Origin of the sequence: Methylomusa anaerophila (genome assembly GCF_003966895.1) — a bacterium.
Taxonomy (GTDB): domain Bacteria; phylum Bacillota; class Negativicutes; order Sporomusales; family Sporomusaceae; genus Methylomusa; species Methylomusa anaerophila.
Genome location: NZ_AP018449.1, coordinates 2644036 through 2661140 on the forward strand (window position 1 = coordinate 2644036; position 17105 = coordinate 2661140).

A 17105-nucleotide genomic window follows, 5' to 3' on the forward strand; every position below is an offset into this window, starting at 1 on the left:
GGCATATATAGCAAGGATGAGGTGTCCCCGTGAACGAACTGGAAGAAAAACTTGCGGTTTTGCCGGATAAACCGGGTGTATATGTAATGAAAGATGATAAAGGCCGCATCATCTATGTCGGCAAGGCGATTAACCTAAAAAACCGGGTGCGTTCTTATTTTCAATCCAGCCGCCATCATTCCCCCAAAGTGCTGGCGCTGACGGCCCGGATTGCCGACCTGGAATACATCATTACCGCTTCGGAAATCGAAGCTCTTATCCTGGAATGCAATTTAATCAAAAAGCATCGTCCCAAATATAACATCAGCCTGCGTGATGATAAAAGCTATCCTTACATTAAAATAACTGTGAACGAGGATTTTCCCAAGGTATATGCCACCCGCAAAGTGCAGAAAGACGGCGCCAGGTATTTTGGGCCTTACACCAGCGCCGGCGCAGTCCATGAAACGCTGCAGCTTTTAAGAACCTTGTTTCCGGTGCGCTCCTGCCGTAACCTTGATGCCAGGCGGCCTTGTTTGGAGCATCACATCAAGCGGTGTCTGGCCCCCTGCGCCGGAAAAACAGATAAAATTGTTTACAGTGAAATGATAAAAGCTGTTTGCCTATTTTTGGAAGGGCGTAGCAATGCTTTAATGAAAAAGTTAAAACAAGGCATGGATGACGCGGCAGAAAACCTGGAATTCGAGCAGGCGGCCCGTTTGCGGGACCAGTTGGCGGCAGTGGAAAAAATAATAGAAAAACAAAATATTGTTACCGGCAGCGGTGACCAGGACGCCATCGGACTGGCCCGCTCAGCAATCGGAACCTGTGTCCAGGTATTTTTTATCCGCAGCGGCAAATTGGTGGGACGGGATTACTTCATGCTGACCAACAGTGAACACGAAAGCGATGCGGATGTTCTTGCAGCGTTTATCAAACAATATTACATTCAGGCGGCGTTTATTCCCCGGGAAATTCTTCTGCCGGTCGGTCTTGAGGAACAGCACCTTCTGTCCGGCTGGCTTACCGGTATAAAAGGGGGGCGGGTGCTGCTGGAAACACCCTGCCGGGGTACCAAGAAAGATTTGGTTAACATGGCTGCCGGCAACGCCGCTACCGTTCTCACAGAGCAATCCGCCAAAATCCAGACCAAAACCGACCATAGCGAAGGAGCAGTGGCTGAGTTGGCCCGGTATTTAGGTATTCTTGAGCCGTTGGCACGTATCGAATGCTTTGACATTTCTCATATCCAAGGCGCGGAGACGGTTGCTTCCATGGTCGTATTCGAGGGGGGACAGGCCAATAAGGCCGAATACCGGCGGTACAAACTGACTACCGTGGAGGGAAAACCGGATGATTTCCGCTCCATGCAGGAAGTAGTGGGGTGGCGCTACCGGGAGGCGGCGGCGAAAGGTCCGGTGCCCGACCTTATCATTATCGACGGTGGCAAAGGGCAGCTTAATGCGGCCTTACCGGTCATTCGGGCGGCAGGGCTGACGGAAGTGACTGTCATTGGTCTGGCCAAAGAATTCGAGCATATCTTCCGGGAAGGAATCAGCGAGCCGCTTATTTTGCCCCGCTATTCCCAGGCATTGTATCTCGTTCAGCGCATCCGGGATGAGGCCCACCGGTTTGCCATTACCTATCATCGCAAATTACGGGCCAGGCGTAATTTGACATCGGTGCTGGATCATATTAACGGTATTGGTGAGAAGCGGCGCAAGGCACTGTGGGACCATTTCGGCAGTTTGGCTAAAATCAAAGAAGCGACAATAGAAGAATTGGCTGCTGTGCCAGGAATGACCAAACTGGCGGCGAAAGCCGTCTACAATTTTTTCCGGCAGGGTAGCTATTCACCTTAAGGGGGGAACTGCTTATAAACCGCCATCTGCGTCGTTGTTCTTGCGATCCTCGTTCCGACCTTTCTGGCCTAGTTAGCCTTTTCCTAAGCAGTCTGTGCGGACCCCCAAGTACGCCTCCACTGCGGTTCTCATCACGCCTACGGTCTGACTATGATAGTTCGAACTATAATTAGCAAATATCATTACAATAAGTTTTTTTCATATGCAACGGTATCTGGCACTTTCTAAGCAGTTCGTGGCACTTGATGGGCTGAGTGGATACAAGGTATAGGTTCGGAGAGGTTCTCTACGTTATCATTGAATGTTTTTTTAAATTTTGATGCATGGTTTGTTGAAAAACAGCCATAATAGAATTGTAAAGGGTTCGTAATGGTCGAGCCAAGAGTAGCGTCGGATCTCTATTTAGGGGTTCGGCGTTATTCGGCCAAAGATTGGTGCCGGGTCTGCGGGCTCGGCATCAGTCGGCGGGCAGATTGTCATATGTCCTGTCAGGCTGTGCGGCAGCCCAACTGTTGTCGTATGGTCGAAAGGGATGTATGGCGGTCGAGCTAAGATTGCCAGGGGTTCCGGAGTGGTTCCCCGGAGCCGTTAAAATGGGTCTATTGCAGTCGGGAGATTGCAGTAGGTTCGGCAGGTATCTCTGGCGGTCGAGCAAAGGTCAGTACCGGTTGTGTAATGCTCGTGGGTAGTCGAAAGATTGCGTATGGGTATGTAATGATCGGTATTGGCTGTAGCGTAGATCATTACGGGCTCTTTTATTATTTTTTTATATACACTGTTTTGGGGCTTGCATTTATAGCGCCGGATGGTATAATTATTTTCATGGATATAAATTATTATCAAGGAGTGAATAGTAATGGGAAAATACAAATGTGCGGTTTGCGGTTATGTGTATGATCCCGCCGAAGGCGATATCGACCATGGTGTTAAACCCGGCACCGCTTTCGAAGACGTTCCTGACGATTGGCAATGTCCGGTATGCGGGGTTGGCAAAGATCAATTCGAGAAAATCTGATACATATATAAACAACAGGGCAGTCTTAGGTGCGTGTCCATAGGGACATAAGCTGAACCGTAGGTATCCATGAAGGCAGACAGCAGATTTTGCTGTCTGCCTTTGCCTGTTAAACAGCTATTTTCCTTGCTTCTTCCCTGAAGGCTTCCAGTACACCGAGGTCGCGGTAGCGGATGACAATTTTCTGTTCTGCGGTTCTGGAGTAGCGTTCCCCGCGTTCTCCGACCTCGGTGCGCTCAATGAAGAGACGGCTCGGCGGGCAAATCCTCCACCTCGGCGCTCCATGTAAATATGGATTTAATCTTTACAAATGCGTAGAATCTATTGTAAAACGCATGCGGATTTTGGTAAAGTTTTATAGTAGAGTTGAGTTTGGAGAGTGGAGAGTTGAACGTGGAAAGCGGAGTGTGGAGTTATGAGTGTTGAGAATACGGCAAAATATAAAAGCAAGTGCTTTGCGATCAGAATAATCAAGCTCTATAAGTTTTTGACGGAGACAAAGAAAGAGTTTGTTTTGTCAAAGCAATTGCTGCGAAGCGGAACAAGCATTGGAGCAAATCTTGCTGAAGCGGAATGCAGCATCAGTCGAAAAGATTTTTTGGCAAAGGTATATATTGCATTAAAAGAATCTGCTGAGAGTTTGTACTGGCTTGAACTTTTGCCCGAAACAGAGTATTTGAGTGATACGGAATTCCAATCTGTTTATAACGATTGCCTTGAAATCAAGAAAATGTTAATGGCAACCACCAAAACTATGGCCAATAAAAATTCAACTCCTAACTCTTAAAAATTAACTCTCAACTCTCAACTCTCAACTCTCAAAACTTACGCTAATATGAGTTATTGGAGGCCTTGCCATGGACGATAATAATAAAATCCAGCTTTTCGAGGATAAGCGCATTCGCACCGCCTGGGATGAAGAAGCCGAAGAATGGCTATTTTCTGTCGTCGATGTGGTCGGCGTTCTAACCGACCAGCCGACGCAACGCAGCGCGAGTAATTATTGGGCAAAACTGAAAGAGCGTCTAAACGAAGAAGGCGCAAATCAGTTGCTGACAAATTGTCAGCAACTGAAATTAAAAGCCGCTGACGGGAAACGCTATAGCACGGACGTAGCCAACACCGAGCAGCTTTTACGGATCATCCAGTCGATTCCCTCGCCTAAAGCCGAGCCTTTCAAACTGTGGCTGGCCCAGGTCGGACGCGAGCGAATTGAGGAGACCATCGACCCGGAGCTCACCATCGACCGCGCACTTGTCACCTATCTGAAAAAAGGATACTCCCGAGAGTGGATTAACCAGCGCCTGCAGGCTATTCAAGTACGGAAAGAACTTACGGACGAGTGGGATAACCGTGGCATAAAGCAGGGGGCGGAGTACGCCATCCTTACCGACGAGATAACCAAGGCCTGGTCCGGTATGAGCACCCGCCAATACAAACGGCTTAAGGGGTTGAAGAAGGAAAACCTGCGCGACAACATGTCCACGCTGGAACTGGTGCTGAACATGCTCGCGGAGGCCACGACAACTGAACTGTCAAAAGAAGAGGAACCTCAAACCTTCAACGAAAACAGGAGTGTAGCGCGTTCCGGAGGCGAGGTTGCAGGTAACGCCCGGCGCGACATTGAAAACAGGACCGGCAAGCCTGTTATCACCGCAAAGAACGCCGTTGACTTCTCACGCCTGCTTGGCAACGTGATTGAAGACGTAGCCGGCAATGCGGACGACGGCGATAAGTCCGGCTCGGGAGGTGACGGCAAATGAAGCTGCAATTCAAAGTGCGTTTGAAAGAAGTGCAGTTTCTTTTTCAAATAAAATTCGTGGCATGATTATAGCACAAATCCCAGCCAGGAGGAACGGCAATGGACGTAAATGCGGCGGCGGCCGCGTTTGTCCGGTATGTAACGGGGAAATCTTATGGTAGAAAGTAAGGTGGTGAATGAATCCATGCAAAAAGTATGCACAGTATTGTCAACAGCTTGGGGGTATGTAGCGGCGGTCTGGTCGGAAAACGGATTATGGGAATTAGGTTTTCCCCGCCCGGATAAACAAAAGGCTTTGCAGGAAGTGAAAACGGAAAATATAGTTGAGGACAAACCATATGGGGAGATTGAAGGCAGTGAGCGGTTGCAGCGGGAACTAAACATTTATTTTCGCGGCTTTCCGGTTAAGTTTGAAACACCGGTTGACTGGCGAGGATATACACCTTTTCAAAGGGCAGTTCTCCAGTATGCCGCCGGCATTCCTTACGGGAAAGCCGCTTCTTATGGCGAAGTAGCGACCGCTGTCGGCCGCCCGAAAGCGGCGCGGGCGGTTGGCGGCGCCATGCATATTAACCGGACACCCATTATCGTTCCCTGCCACCGGGTGATCGGGGCCAATGGCGATCTTGTCGGATTCGGCGGCGGTATGGAACTTAAGCGGGCTTTACTCATTTTGGAAGGATTTCTCAGCTTAAAGTAGGGAACTGCTTATAAACCGCCATCTGCGTCGTTGCTCCTGCGGTCCTCACTACGACGTACATCCCAGTACGCCTTCGTTCCGGTCCCCGCACAAACTGTTATGCTAAGCTAACGAAATCAGAATCGTCGTCGCGCCTACGGTCTGACTATGATAGTTCGAACCGTAATTAGCAAATATCATTGCAATAAGTTTTTTTCATATGCAACGGTATCTGACGATTTTTAAGCAGTTCGCGGCAATTCATTATTTGAGTAAATTCCTTAGAGAGACATTTGGCAGAATGATTTTATACGAGGAGAGGATACAATGTCAATTAAACTGATTGCAATTGATTTGGACGATACCTTGCTTGATGATCATTTAACCATATCCCCCCGGGCCAGGGAGACAATCCGGGAAGCCGTGCGGCGGGGCGTGGCGGTTACGGTGGCGACCGGGCGGATGTACCGGTCGGCTTTGCCCTTTGCCCGGCAGCTGGAACTGGATGTGCCTTTTATTACTTATAATGGTGCGCTGATTAAATGCAGCATATCCGGTGAAATCATCCTGCATATCCCGGTTAGGCGGGAACTTGCCCAGCAAGCAGCGGAGCTGTGCCGGGTCAAAAACTGGTACATCCAGACCTATGTCAATGATATGCTGTACGTAAAAGAACTGGATCGTTATGCCGATATGTATTCCGCTCTTGCCGGGGTGGAACCTATCCCGGTCGGCGAAAACATCTACAAGGTTCAGGACCCCCCAACCAAAATGCTGATCGTCTCCGAACCGGACAATATCCCTGACATTCAACAAACACTGCAGAACGTTTTCAATGATAAGCTATACATTGTTTCATCCAAACCCATGTATGTTGAAATAACCGATCCGGCGGCCAATAAAGGCCGGGCGCTGGAGCTGCTGGCCGCCAGACTTAAAATTGACCGGCAGGAAGTCATGGCTATCGGCGACTCCGGCAATGACCTGGAGATGATCAAGTATGCCGGCTTAGGCGTTGCCATGGGGAATGCCAGGCCGGAGGTGAAAGCTGCGGCGCAAGCAGTGACGCGTCACAACAATGATGACGGCGTAGCGGCAGCAATCGAGAAATTTGTGCTGATTTAGAAAAAGTCTCTTGACTACGGGAGAAAGGATTTGGTAATATATACATAATGTAATAAAATGTAACTATTTGTAATACTATGCAAGTCTAGACGCCTGCTGCAGCAAGAGACTGTTGACAGAAAGCTTTTTGTGATTGTCACAAAGTAAGAGGGGAGCTTGTGTATGAACATCAAAAAAATACAAATTGGAATCAAAATCGGTATTGGCTTTTTTATCATGCTTGGACTCATTGCTACCATGGCTGTGGTTGCCGTTATCTCTCTCCAATCGTTTTCCCGTAATCTTGACGCTATTGACAAAGCAAACCACCGTTTGACTCTCGCCATGCAGATTGAAAGTAGTTTTTATAACAGTGTTGCGACGATACGCGGGTACATGGCCTACGGGGATGAGAAGTTCGCCAAGCAAATGGAACAAGCAGCCAGCAATGCGGTGGTACTGGAGCACGAGCTCTTGGAGCTGACCGGTGAAAACGACCGGCCGGAAGTGCAAAAACTGGTGCAACTGACCAGTAAATATTCCGACGGGGTGATGAACGACTTATTACCGGTAGTCCGCACCTACCACCAGGAACTTAAGGCCGGAAACGCTGAAAAGGCTCAGCTGTTGACTGCTGAAGCCTATCAGATTGCTGGTAAAATTAGTCCATACTCCGATCAGATCACAACTATAGTGCAAAATTTAGTTGCTAATAACAAAGCAATCGTAGCAGAAAGTACGGCATCTTCCTTAGGCAATATGAACAAGCAAATCATTTTTTCCGGCATAATTGCCGCCACCGCTATTGTTATTGGAATTATTCTCAGTTTAATTTTGACTTATATGGTGCGTAAACCAATCAACCAAATGCTGACTACTGCCAACCATATGGCGGAAGGTGATCTTGCCGGCTCCTTTTCTTATGTTGAGGAAGGTGACGAACTGAGTCAACTGGCTATTGCCCTCAATAAAATGCGGCATAGTTTTAAAACTGCTGTCAGCAAAATTTTAAATTCCGCCCGGCAGGTTGCCGCTTCCTCCAACAGCCTGGCTCACATTGTCGACGATTCGGCCAGAGCCGCTACTCAGGTCCAAGACTCCATCAGCCAAGTCACCCATAATGCCGAACAGCAGCAGGAAGCCGCCACTTTAGCTTTAGGAGCGGCGGAACATTTAGTAGCCAGTATTCAGCAAATTGCCGCCAATGCCGCTATTGTTGTCGATGTATCCCTTGAAACCGCCCAGGCGGCGCAGGCGGGAAGCGAGAAAGTCACTACTGCAGTCAGGCAGATGAGTAATATCGATCAGACAGTGGGCGGTTTGGCGCAAGTAATTGGCAAGCTGGAAGGACATTCCCAGGCAATCGGCCAGATTGTCAACACCATTTCGGCTATTGCCGGACAAACCAATTTATTGGCGCTGAATGCCGCCATTGAAGCGGCCCGGGCGGGTGAACACGGCAAAGGATTTGCCGTTGTGGCTGAGGAAGTGCGCAAACTGGCCGAACAAGCCGGAGAAGCTGCCCAGCAAATTGCCGATCTGATTGTGGAAATTCAGCAAGAAACCACTTGTGCGGTAGCCGCTATGCATTCCGGTACCCGGGAAGTGACAGTAGGAACCGAAGTGGTTAATAGTGCCGGTAAGGCGTTTGAAGATATTGCGGCTCATATTGACCGGGTCACCGGTCAGGTCCGGGAAATATCTGTGGCGATACAGGATATGGCGGAAGGCAGTCAGCAGATTGTTACCTCTGTTCAGTCTTTTGAAACCAGCAGCCGGGATATTGCCGCTCAAACGCAGACCGTTTCGTCTGCTACGGTGGAACAGTCTGTTTCCATGCAGCAATTGTCAATCGCAGGGCAAAACCTTTCTCAGATGGCGCAGGCTTTAACCGGAGTGGTAACCCACTTTAAGATTTAACTTATGTTTAACTTATGTTCCCTTGACTTTGGTTGAATTCTTAGATACAATAATTATGAAGTTTGTAAGTATATGGCAACCCTTCGGTTTGATTTATAGCCCTCTAAAATTCTTTTGGAGGGCTATTGCTGTAAGGGATTTTAACATGGCATGTTGCCGGATACGTGAAATTGATTTGGAAGGAAGGTGACTTATGGAGGAAGTAACTGCATTATTATTACAGTGGGGAGTAGCCGGCCTCATAGCGGCGGCGTTCACCGAATCATTCTGTTCGCCTATTCTCCCTGATTTTGTGCTGATTCCGCTGGCACTTGCCAGTCCTGAGAAAGCACTGTATTACGGTATGGTGGCTACTTTGGCCTCAGTTGCCGGCGGCTATGTGGGCCATTGGATCGGCAGAAAAATAGGTTTGCCGGCGGCTAGAAAGATTATTCCCCCCAAATACCAGGAGCTTGTTCAGCGATACGTCCGGGAAAACGCCGTTTGGGCCATTTTTCTCGCCGCCTTGTCGCCGATTCCCTACAAGTTCGTCAGCATTACAGCCGGCGCCCTTGGCGTTCGCCTGGATGTTTTCTTTATTGCTTCATTTGTCGGCCGGGCAAAACGATTTCTCGTGGAAGGAGTGCTAATATACTATTTCGGTCCGAAAGCCGTTGAGTTATTTTCAAACCACTCGGACAGTTTTATAATTGGGTTATTGATTGCGACCGGTCTTGTTATACTCTTGGTATATATTGTAAAGCGTTACCGCAAAGCGGAGACTGTGTCCGAATAATGGGTCTACTGCAATTAAGTCAGGCAGTAGACTCTTTTTTTGCATTTTTTTAGTTGCTGCAATATAATTGTGATATAACGGATAGTAGAGGGGAGGATAGCAAATGAAGTTTGTTGCAGACCTGCATATTCACACAATTGCCAGTGGTCACGCTTACAGCACGGTGCTTGAAATTGCCCGCGCCGCAGCGGATAAAGGGCTGCAGATGATTGCCCTGACCGACCATGGGCCTGCTATGCCGGGGGGACCTCATGCATATCATTTTGGCAACTTGACAGCCATTCCTGGCGAAATATATGGTGTAAAGATACTTAAAGGGGTAGAAGCCAACGTTATTGACCGCAAGGGCAAGCTGGACTTGGATGACGGCAGGTTAGCCAAACAGGACATCGTTTTAGCCGGACTTCACACGTTATGCGCTCCTGAAGGCTCTGTGGCCGAAAATACAGAGATGATGATTAATACGATGAAAAATCCTTGGGTGGATATTGTTGTTCACCCGGGTAATCCGGAATTTCCCGTGGACGAAGAAGCGATTGTCCAGGCTGCAGCCGAATATGGTGTGGCTATTGAGATCAATAACAGTTCACTCACAATCAGCCGTAAAGGCAGTATGCCCCATTGTGATCATATCGCTTGCCTTGCCAAGCGCTATGGGGTAATTGTTTCGGTTAGCTCAGACAGCCATTTTGCTTTTACGGTGGGAGAGTTTGACGTTGCCAATCAATTATTGGAAAAGCACGGGATAAAGGAAGAAATGGTGTTAAATACTTCTATCCAAAGGGTTTTGTCCCACTTGGAGCGGCGGAAAAACCGGGTCCGGTAATCGATTTATCATCTTATCATCTTATCATCCAACCAAGCCACTCATGAGGTGAATGCTATGGATAATTTTCGTTTGGTAATTGTTACCGGTATGTCCGGCGCGGGTAAATCCCAGGTGGTAAGAGCTATGGAAGACCTGGGCTATTTTTGTGTTGACAACCTCCCCCCCATGCTGATTCCAAAATTCGCCGAGCTGTGCGCCCAGTCAGGAGGAAAGGTGTCCAAAATTGCTCTGGTGGTGGATATACGGGGCGGCGAATTTTTTGATACGCTGATCCAAGTGCTGGAAGATATGGAGAAGCAGGGATATCTTTATGAGATATTGTTCCTGGAAGCAGCTGACGCCACACTTATCAGGCGGTATAAGGAGACCCGCCGCCGCCATCCAATGGCTCCTCACGGACGGATCAGCGAAGGTATCATGCGGGAACGGGACCGTTTGGAACATATTCGCGGCCGGGCTACTCATATAATCGATACTTCCGGATTATCAACAACTGAGCTCAAAGGAAAGATTATTGCCTTATTTGCTGAAGACCGGGAACATGAACGAATGACCATTACCGTGGTATCCTTTGGCTTTAAATACGGCATACCTTTAGATGCCGACATGGTACTGGACGTCCGGTTTTTACCTAATCCTTTCTATGTGGAGTCATTACGGCGCCATAGCGGCAAGGAGCCGCAAGTTGGCGACTACATCTGGAAGTGGCCGGTAACCCAGCAATTTATGGAAAAACTTTCCGGTCTGGTGGATTTTCTTGTTCCTCACTATGTTAAAGAAGGAAAAAGTCAGCTCATTATCGCGATTGGCTGTACCGGTGGTTTGCACCGGTCGGTGTTTGTCGCCGAAAAAATACACGAATCCTTGAAAGGTAAGGGTTATAAGACCAATGTCGAACATCGGGATATAAAGCACAACATCACCGAAGTTTAGAAAGGATTTATGCGCTTTAAGTAGGGAACTGCTTAGAAACCGCCATCTGCGTCGTTGCTCGTCCGGTCCTCACTCCGACGTACCCCCAGTACGCCTCCGTTCCGGTCCTCCTCGCGCCTAGCATCTGACGACTTCTAAGCAGTTCGAGGCAGTTGAAGAGCTGGCGGATACAAGCTTACTGCTCATTTAAGATAACGTTTTACTGCAGAGGCGCAGAGAAACTTAGTTATTTATATTTTTTTAACGCTCTTCGTTCATCTTTTCTCTGTGTTCTCAGCGTCTCTGCGGTTCCGGTTTCTTTGTCTTATGACGTTTTAGATTTTCAGGATAGTTCGAGGCAATAGAAAGGTTGAGGAATTGCAAAACGATTCTGGTAGGTGAATCCTTTATGCATATATTGAAATGGCTGTATCCTGGGATGAAATTCAAGCGCTGGCTGCTCTTGTTTTCACTTGGGGTAATTCTGGTCAGCATGGGCCTGGCAATGATATTCAACTATAAATATATTGGTGTGATTGAAGAAAGCATTTTCCGGTTATTTTACCTGACTACCGGCAAGTATTATTATGCGGTGACAGCGCTGGCCGGCATTGCCATTATCGTTGGCGGCGTGGCTGTCATGCTTTTGGCTACCAGGCAAATTATCCATTCGGTAATCAGTGTTCTTGTTCCGGAGGGATCGGAAAAACTGGTTGAAATCATCTTTCAAAAGCGGAGACTGAACCGGGGGCCCGCTCTGGCTGTGGTGGGCGGCGGTACCGGACTCTCAGTCCTGCTGCGCGGCCTCAAAAGTATCACCAGCAATCTGACTGCCATTGTAACTGTGGCCGACGATGGTGGTTCATCAGGACGCCTGCGGAAAGATTTAGGGATTGTCCCCCCGGGAGATCTGCGCAACTGTTTGGTTGCTCTGGCCGACACTGAGCCTTTGATGGAGAAATTGTTTCAGCACCGTTTCGGCGGTTGCGGTGAACTGGCCGGACACAGTTTTGGCAACCTTTATATTGCCGCCATGACGGAGATTGTCGGCGATGTTGAACTGGCTCTTAAAGAGTCCAGTAAAGTATTGGCCGTTCGCGGGCAGGTATTGCCTGCCACCGCCGAACGCATACGACTGGTGGCGGAAATGGCGGATGGCACCCGGGTAGAAGGCGAGTCGCAGATACCATTGGCCAATAAACAAATTAAAAGAGTATTTATTCAGCCTGCCGACGCCGTCCCGGTAAAAGGCGTGCTGGAAGCCATTAAGGAAGTAGATGCGTGTATCCTGGGCCCCGGCAGCCTTTACACCAGTGTACTTCCCAATCTTATGGTCAAAGGGGTGGTGGAGGCCCTTAGGGCGACCGAGGCCGTCAAAATCTATATATGCAATGTTATGACTCAGCCCGGGGAAACGGATGGGTATACTGCCTCACAGCACGTGAAGGCAATTATTGACCATATCGGCCCGGGGTGTATAGATTATGTGGTAGTCAATGTCCAGCAAGTCGCGCCGGAACTGCAGGAAGTATATGGGCAGCAGGGGGCATATCCGGTAATTGCGGATTTAGCTGAAATTGAGGCTCTTGGCGTTAAAATCGTTCAGGCCAATTTGATCAGTGAAACCAACCTGGTGCGGCATGATCCCATTCGTCTGTCCCGGACTATAATAAAACTGGTATATGACCTCAAGGTCAACTCTGACCGGATGCGGCTCCTCGATTATTACCTGATTGCCGAGACCATTAAGAAATGGAAAGAATGAAAAACTTCGCGTCTTCAAAGATGGGAACTGCTTATAAACCGCTATCTACTTCGTTGCTCCTGCGGTCTTCACTCCGACGCACAACCAAGTACGTCTCCGTTCCGGTTCTCGTCGCGCCTCGTCGGTCTGACTATGATAATCGAACCGTAATCACAAATTTCATTCCAATAAGTTTTTTTCATATGCAACGGTATTTAACGATTTTTAAGCAGTTCGAGCCAATTCAAAATTTGAGTACAATACAATAAATACAAAGGACTGACTCGATAGTGTCATTTTCTGCCGAGGTGAAAAATGAACTGGCCCGGGTAACAGGGGAAAGCCATTGCTGTCATGCCGCCGAATTGGCGGCGTTGATGCGTATGGGCGGGACGATGGTAATTGGCGGCAATACCAATTTAGGCGTGAACTTCAGCAGCGAGAATGCGGCTGTGGCGCGAAAAGTTCTTGGCCTGATTAAACGGGGATTTAAATTAGATACGGAAGTGGTTGTTACCCGCGGCCGCCGGCTAAAAAAGAATAATACTTATCATGTCCGGGTAATTCCGGGTCCGGGGGTCAACTACCTGTTCAGCGGTCTTGGCATCATGCGCGGTGACGGGATTAATATTCAATCCGACAGCGGCATTCTGCGGAAAGCCTGCTGTCGTCGTGCTTACCTCCGGGGAGCTTTTTTGGGCGGCGGGTCGGTGAACAAACCGGAGGGCGCCTATCATCTGGAACTGGTTACAGGCAACCTGGATTTTGCCAAATCCCTGGTAAGGCTGATGCGATCCTTCAATTTGCCGGCGAGACTTACCGACCGTAAAGATGACTACATAGTCTATCTGAAAGACGGTAACGCCATCACTTCATTTTTGCAGATTATCGGCGCCCACAACGCTCTCTTGACATTTGAGAATGTCCGGGTTGTCAAGGATATGCGCAATCAAGTCAACCGTCTGGTCAACTGTGAAACGGCCAATCTGCAAAAAACCGTTAATGCGGCTGTGAAACAAGTGGAAGGTATTAAAACAATTGCCGCTTTGACGGGCCTTGATAAATTGCCGCCGTCGTTACGGGAAATAGCCGAAGTGCGCTTGGCCAACCCGGAAGCTACTTTGGCGGAATTGGTAGAGGCATTGGGGGGGAGAGTCGGCAAATCAGGGATTAACCACCGGTTGCGCAAACTGGCTGAGATTGCCGACAAGCTGGCGGCTGGCCGGGCTGCCGGCGACAAAGGAGATACGGTATAATTTGACATAATTATAAACAGTGGCTGTTAACTTTTTACATTTACCCATCCTCGCATGTCTGTTATAATAAATGACTATAGAGACTGCTTATAAACGCCCATCTGCGTCGTTGCTCCTGCGGGCGCTTGCTTACGTACCGCGTCCATGTACGCCGCGCTGCGCGTCCTCGTTGCGCCTCGCATATGAACGTTTCTAAGCAGTCTCGAAATAGGGAAGGCAACCAAATACGTGGTTATATCCGGTGAATTACCGGTGTACATAACCGTTATGGGAGGGTAAATATTGAAGAAATGGTTTCGCTATACCTGTGCGGGACTGGTGCTCGTTACCGCACTGTCAATAGGTTTATCCGGTCAGGCTTTCGATGCAGGCGCTGAGCAGTTAAAAAGGACCAATATCCTGGAATTGCAAGAAATGCCGGTCACCATTACTCCCGACGGCGGCAAATTGCTTCTTTCCGACAGTCCGGAAATGGTGCCCGCATACGGTATCATGTACCAGGATACGGTGCGCGGGGACGTCCGGCTGTTTTTTCACCATGTAAATGCAACCCCTGAACCTGGTAAGATTATCGTTTTATTGGTGAACGAAGGTGAGCAGGAAGCTAACGTAGTTCTAAAGCAGCGTGGCATTAGCGGTCCTGATTTGAATTACCTGGAAGTGGGCAAAGCGGCTCAACTGGACTATCTCACCCGGAAGGATTTCGAACTCATTTGCGTACCGGCCAAAGGGACAATCCTCTTGGATTCATCCCTGGACAGCACGGTTGTAGACCAAAACATGCTGGTTAACGGCATTTATGACTTTACCATGGATCAGCCGGTTAAAGTCGTAACCATGATGCTGCCTGTTGATGCCGATCCGGCCAAATTTTTGGCAGAGGCTGAGGTGCTTCCCGCCGACAGCCAGCGTCTCCGGGGAACTTTTGACGGTATGGACCGGATTATTGCAATGAAGGGTGCGTACAACCCGAAAGAAGATGGCGCCGTAGTCATAACATTAGCGGATAACAAAAAGGACCGGTTTCTCGCCGGTACTGACGCTACCGACGGAAGCAGGACCATAAATTACGGTAATTACGGTGTCGTATATCGCCTATATATTCCATCCTATCACGACCAGAATCTTTCTGTTTACTTAAACCCCCGCGGCGGGGAATTTGCCGGCGGCCTTAACACCCAATTCCGTCACCAACAAGTAAATACGGTTGCAACTCCGTATGATAAGCTGTTCTTTGGCAGCGACAGCCGGACTGATTTTGCCCATTTAGGTGATTTCACGGGCGGGCAGTCGCTGTGGTTGACCTTTTCGCCTCCCGGCGCGTCCAACCTGCCGGTAAAAGTTATCCTTATCCCGAACATGAACTATTGATTCCTGACAATAAAAAGTATAAAATAAATTAGTAGCTTTATGGGTAGATACGGGAATCGGCCCAGCGATGAAAGGGGGACATCCATTATGGCGAAAAAACATGTAAAAACTGTTAATACAGCATCTCTGGCCAAAACAGTACATACCGGCGGTTGCGGCGAATGCCAGGCCTCCTGTCAGTCAGCCTGCAAAACTTCCTGCACTGTTGGCAATCAGGTTTGCCAGAAATAGGCCTGGTTGGCAGCCCCCTTGCCTTAGCGGTAAAGGGGCTTAATTTTTTTGAGGATGGTTGAAAATGATATATGCAAATACATAAATTTTATTTGAACGGGCTGTACCTCCTGCTGGACATCAACAGCGGGGCGGTGCATAGTATCGACAAACTTGTTTATGATATAATGGATACTTTTGACGGCCATAATGACCGGGAGGTTTCTCAGGCGCTGGCCGGACGGTATGAGCAAACGGCTATTGCCGAAGCGCTGGCCGAACTGCATGAGCTTAGCCGGGAAGGCACGCTGTTTTCGCCGTCTCTTACCGTACCTGCCCGTTTAAATGAAAAGCCTTTGGTCAAATCTCTGTGTCTTCATGTTGCCCATGACTGCAATCTGCGCTGCGGTTATTGCTTTGCCGGCGCCGGCGATTTTGGCCATGACCGTTCATTGATGAGCAAGGAAGTGGGGGAAAGGGCGGTTGAGTTCATAATCGAAAACAGTGGACCGCGCCGCAATTGCGAAATCGATTTTTTTGGCGGCGAGCCTTTACTCAACATGGATACGGTGCGTCACGTAGTGAATTACGTCCGCAGGCGGGAACCGGAAAGTAGCAAGGTTTTCAAACTGACTCTTACCACCAATGCCGTTCTGCTGGATGACAAAACCATTCAATATCTCAATGACAATAATATCAGCCTGGTTCTTAGTCTGGACGGACGCCGGCAGGTTCATGACCGCATGCGCCCATATGTGGACGACAGCGGCAGTTACGATGACGTCCTGGCCAACATCCGCCGGGCGGTGGATTCCCGGAACGGGCAAAATTACTATCTGCGCGGCACCTTTACCGCCTATAACCTGGATTTTGCGGCGGATGTAATCGATATGGCAGACAAAGGATTTACCCGGTTGTCTGTCGAACCGGTTATAGCAAAAGATTGTGACTACCAACTGACGCCGGAACACTTGCCTGAACTCTACCGGCAGTATGAAATACTGGCTGAGGAATACCTGCAGCGAAAACTCGCCGGCCGGGGATTTGATTTCTTTCATTTCAATGTGGATATCAATAACGGGCCGTGTGTGGCCAAACGTCTGAGCGGCTGCGGGGCAGGGCACGAGTATTTTGCCGTGACCCCAACGGGAGACTTGTATCCTTGTCACCAATTCGTCGGCCGGGATCATTACCGTATCGGCAACGTATTTAAAGGAGTGGAAAATACCCGGTTGTCACAGAAATTCCGTCAGGCGCATGTGCTGAACAAACCTGCTTGCCGGGAATGCTGGGCTCGCTTTTACTGCAGCGGCGGCTGCCACGCCAATGCCGATCTGTTCAGCCAAACGCTGGAAGAACCTTACCGGCTTGGCTGCGAACTGCAGAAAAAACGGCTGGAGTGTGCCATAATGATTCAGGCCAAAATGGCTTTGTAACCCTGTCTTAAAGGGGGGAACTGCTTATAAGCCGCCATCTGCGTTGTTGCTCCTGCGGTCCTCACTCCAGCGTACGTCCAGTACGCTTGCGTTCCGGTCCTCGTCGCGCCTAGCACCTGGCGACTTCTAAGCAGTTCGAGGCAGATGATGAGATGGCGGATACAAGCTTACTGCAAAGTGTTGGAAAACCTTCTGTATTCTCTGCGTCTTTGAGGTTCCGGTTTCTTTGTCTGATGACGTTTTAGATTTTC

The 17105-nt window shown here is 49.0% G+C and carries 15 protein-coding genes; all 15 read left to right on the forward strand.

Annotation, left to right across the window (positions count from 1 at the left end; translation table 11 throughout):
• The first annotated feature begins 29 nt into the window (after nt 1-29).
• Complete coding sequence (gene uvrC, locus MAMMFC1_RS11965) at nt 30-1841, forward strand: excinuclease ABC subunit UvrC (RefSeq protein WP_126308731.1); 1812 nt, start codon at nt 30-32, stop codon at nt 1839-1841.
• A gap of 856 nt (nt 1842-2697) precedes the next feature.
• Nucleotides 2698-2856 (forward strand): rubredoxin, encoded by a 159-nt coding sequence (rd, locus tag MAMMFC1_RS11975; protein WP_126308732.1) that lies wholly within the window; start codon nt 2698-2700, stop codon nt 2854-2856.
• Between the two features lie 415 nt (nt 2857-3271).
• Nucleotides 3272-3643 (forward strand): four helix bundle protein, encoded by a 372-nt coding sequence (locus MAMMFC1_RS11980; RefSeq protein ID WP_126308733.1) that lies wholly within the window; start codon nt 3272-3274, stop codon nt 3641-3643.
• A 70-nt stretch (nt 3644-3713) separates the two neighbouring features.
• The gene (locus tag MAMMFC1_RS11985) at nt 3714-4619 is read left to right on the forward strand and encodes a BRO-N domain-containing protein (protein WP_126308734.1); all 906 of its coding nucleotides are present in this window, start codon (nt 3714-3716) and stop codon (nt 4617-4619) included.
• A 153-nt stretch (nt 4620-4772) separates the two neighbouring features.
• Entirely contained in the window at nt 4773-5318 is a 546-nt protein-coding gene (locus MAMMFC1_RS11990) for a methylated-DNA--[protein]-cysteine S-methyltransferase (protein ID WP_232035431.1), read from the forward strand.
• Nucleotides 5319-5624: 306 nt separating this feature from the next.
• Nucleotides 5625-6422, forward strand: a complete 798-nt coding sequence (locus MAMMFC1_RS11995) for a Cof-type HAD-IIB family hydrolase (protein ID WP_126308735.1) — start codon at nt 5625-5627, stop codon at nt 6420-6422.
• Between the two features lie 162 nt (nt 6423-6584).
• Nucleotides 6585-8321, forward strand: a complete 1737-nt coding sequence (locus MAMMFC1_RS12000) for a methyl-accepting chemotaxis protein (RefSeq protein WP_126308736.1) — start codon at nt 6585-6587, stop codon at nt 8319-8321.
• A 193-nt stretch (nt 8322-8514) separates the two neighbouring features.
• Nucleotides 8515-9096 carry a YqaA family protein gene (locus tag MAMMFC1_RS12005; RefSeq protein ID WP_126308737.1) on the forward strand — a complete coding sequence of 194 codons (582 nt, stop codon included), beginning with the start codon at nt 8515-8517 and terminating at the stop codon, nt 9094-9096.
• A 103-nt stretch (nt 9097-9199) separates the two neighbouring features.
• Nucleotides 9200-9922, forward strand: a complete 723-nt coding sequence (locus tag MAMMFC1_RS12010; protein ID WP_126308738.1) for a phosphatase — start codon at nt 9200-9202, stop codon at nt 9920-9922.
• 57 nt (nt 9923-9979) lie between these two features.
• On the forward strand, nt 9980-10858 hold the full coding sequence (gene rapZ / locus MAMMFC1_RS12015) for an RNase adapter RapZ (RefSeq protein WP_126308739.1): 879 nt from the start codon (nt 9980-9982) through the stop codon (nt 10856-10858).
• Nucleotides 10859-11246: 388 nt separating this feature from the next.
• Entirely contained in the window at nt 11247-12602 is a 1356-nt protein-coding gene (locus tag MAMMFC1_RS12020; protein WP_126308740.1) for a gluconeogenesis factor YvcK family protein, read from the forward strand.
• A gap of 266 nt (nt 12603-12868) precedes the next feature.
• A complete protein-coding gene (gene whiA, locus MAMMFC1_RS12025) occupies nt 12869-13837 on the forward strand; it encodes a DNA-binding protein WhiA (protein ID WP_126308741.1) in 969 nt (322 codons plus the stop codon).
• A 282-nt stretch (nt 13838-14119) separates the two neighbouring features.
• Nucleotides 14120-15208, forward strand: a complete 1089-nt coding sequence (locus tag MAMMFC1_RS12030) for a copper amine oxidase (protein ID WP_126308742.1) — start codon at nt 14120-14122, stop codon at nt 15206-15208.
• Between the two features lie 87 nt (nt 15209-15295).
• Complete coding sequence (gene scfA, locus MAMMFC1_RS12035; protein WP_126308743.1) at nt 15296-15439, forward strand: six-cysteine ranthipeptide SCIFF; 144 nt, start codon at nt 15296-15298, stop codon at nt 15437-15439.
• A 71-nt stretch (nt 15440-15510) separates the two neighbouring features.
• Complete coding sequence (scfB, locus tag MAMMFC1_RS12040; RefSeq protein ID WP_126308744.1) at nt 15511-16854, forward strand: thioether cross-link-forming SCIFF peptide maturase; 1344 nt, start codon at nt 15511-15513, stop codon at nt 16852-16854.
• Nucleotides 16855-17105: the final 251 nt, after the last annotated feature.

Bases quoted from the DNA above. Each gene is read 5' to 3' on its own strand.
- MAMMFC1_RS11980 (WP_126308733.1), top strand. From the start codon at position 3,272: ATGAGTGTTGAGAATACGGCAAAATATAAAAGCAAGTGCTTTGCGATC.
- MAMMFC1_RS11990 (WP_232035431.1), top strand. From the start codon at position 4,773: ATGGTAGAAAGTAAGGTGGTGAATGAATCCATGCAAAAAGTATGCACA.
- MAMMFC1_RS12020 (WP_126308740.1), top strand. From the start codon at position 11,247: ATGCATATATTGAAATGGCTGTATCCTGGGATGAAATTCAAGCGCTGG.
- rapZ (WP_126308739.1), top strand. From the start codon at position 9,980: ATGGATAATTTTCGTTTGGTAATTGTTACCGGTATGTCCGGCGCGGGT.
- MAMMFC1_RS11985 (WP_126308734.1), top strand. From the start codon at position 3,714: ATGGACGATAATAATAAAATCCAGCTTTTCGAGGATAAGCGCATTCGC.
- scfB (WP_126308744.1), top strand. From the start codon at position 15,511: ATGCAAATACATAAATTTTATTTGAACGGGCTGTACCTCCTGCTGGAC.
- MAMMFC1_RS12005 (WP_126308737.1), top strand. From the start codon at position 8,515: ATGGAGGAAGTAACTGCATTATTATTACAGTGGGGAGTAGCCGGCCTC.
- MAMMFC1_RS12000 (WP_126308736.1), top strand. From the start codon at position 6,585: ATGAACATCAAAAAAATACAAATTGGAATCAAAATCGGTATTGGCTTT.
- scfA (WP_126308743.1), top strand. From the start codon at position 15,296: ATGGCGAAAAAACATGTAAAAACTGTTAATACAGCATCTCTGGCCAAA.
- MAMMFC1_RS12010 (WP_126308738.1), top strand. From the start codon at position 9,200: ATGAAGTTTGTTGCAGACCTGCATATTCACACAATTGCCAGTGGTCAC.
- rd (WP_126308732.1), top strand. From the start codon at position 2,698: ATGGGAAAATACAAATGTGCGGTTTGCGGTTATGTGTATGATCCCGCC.
- MAMMFC1_RS11995 (WP_126308735.1), top strand. From the start codon at position 5,625: ATGTCAATTAAACTGATTGCAATTGATTTGGACGATACCTTGCTTGAT.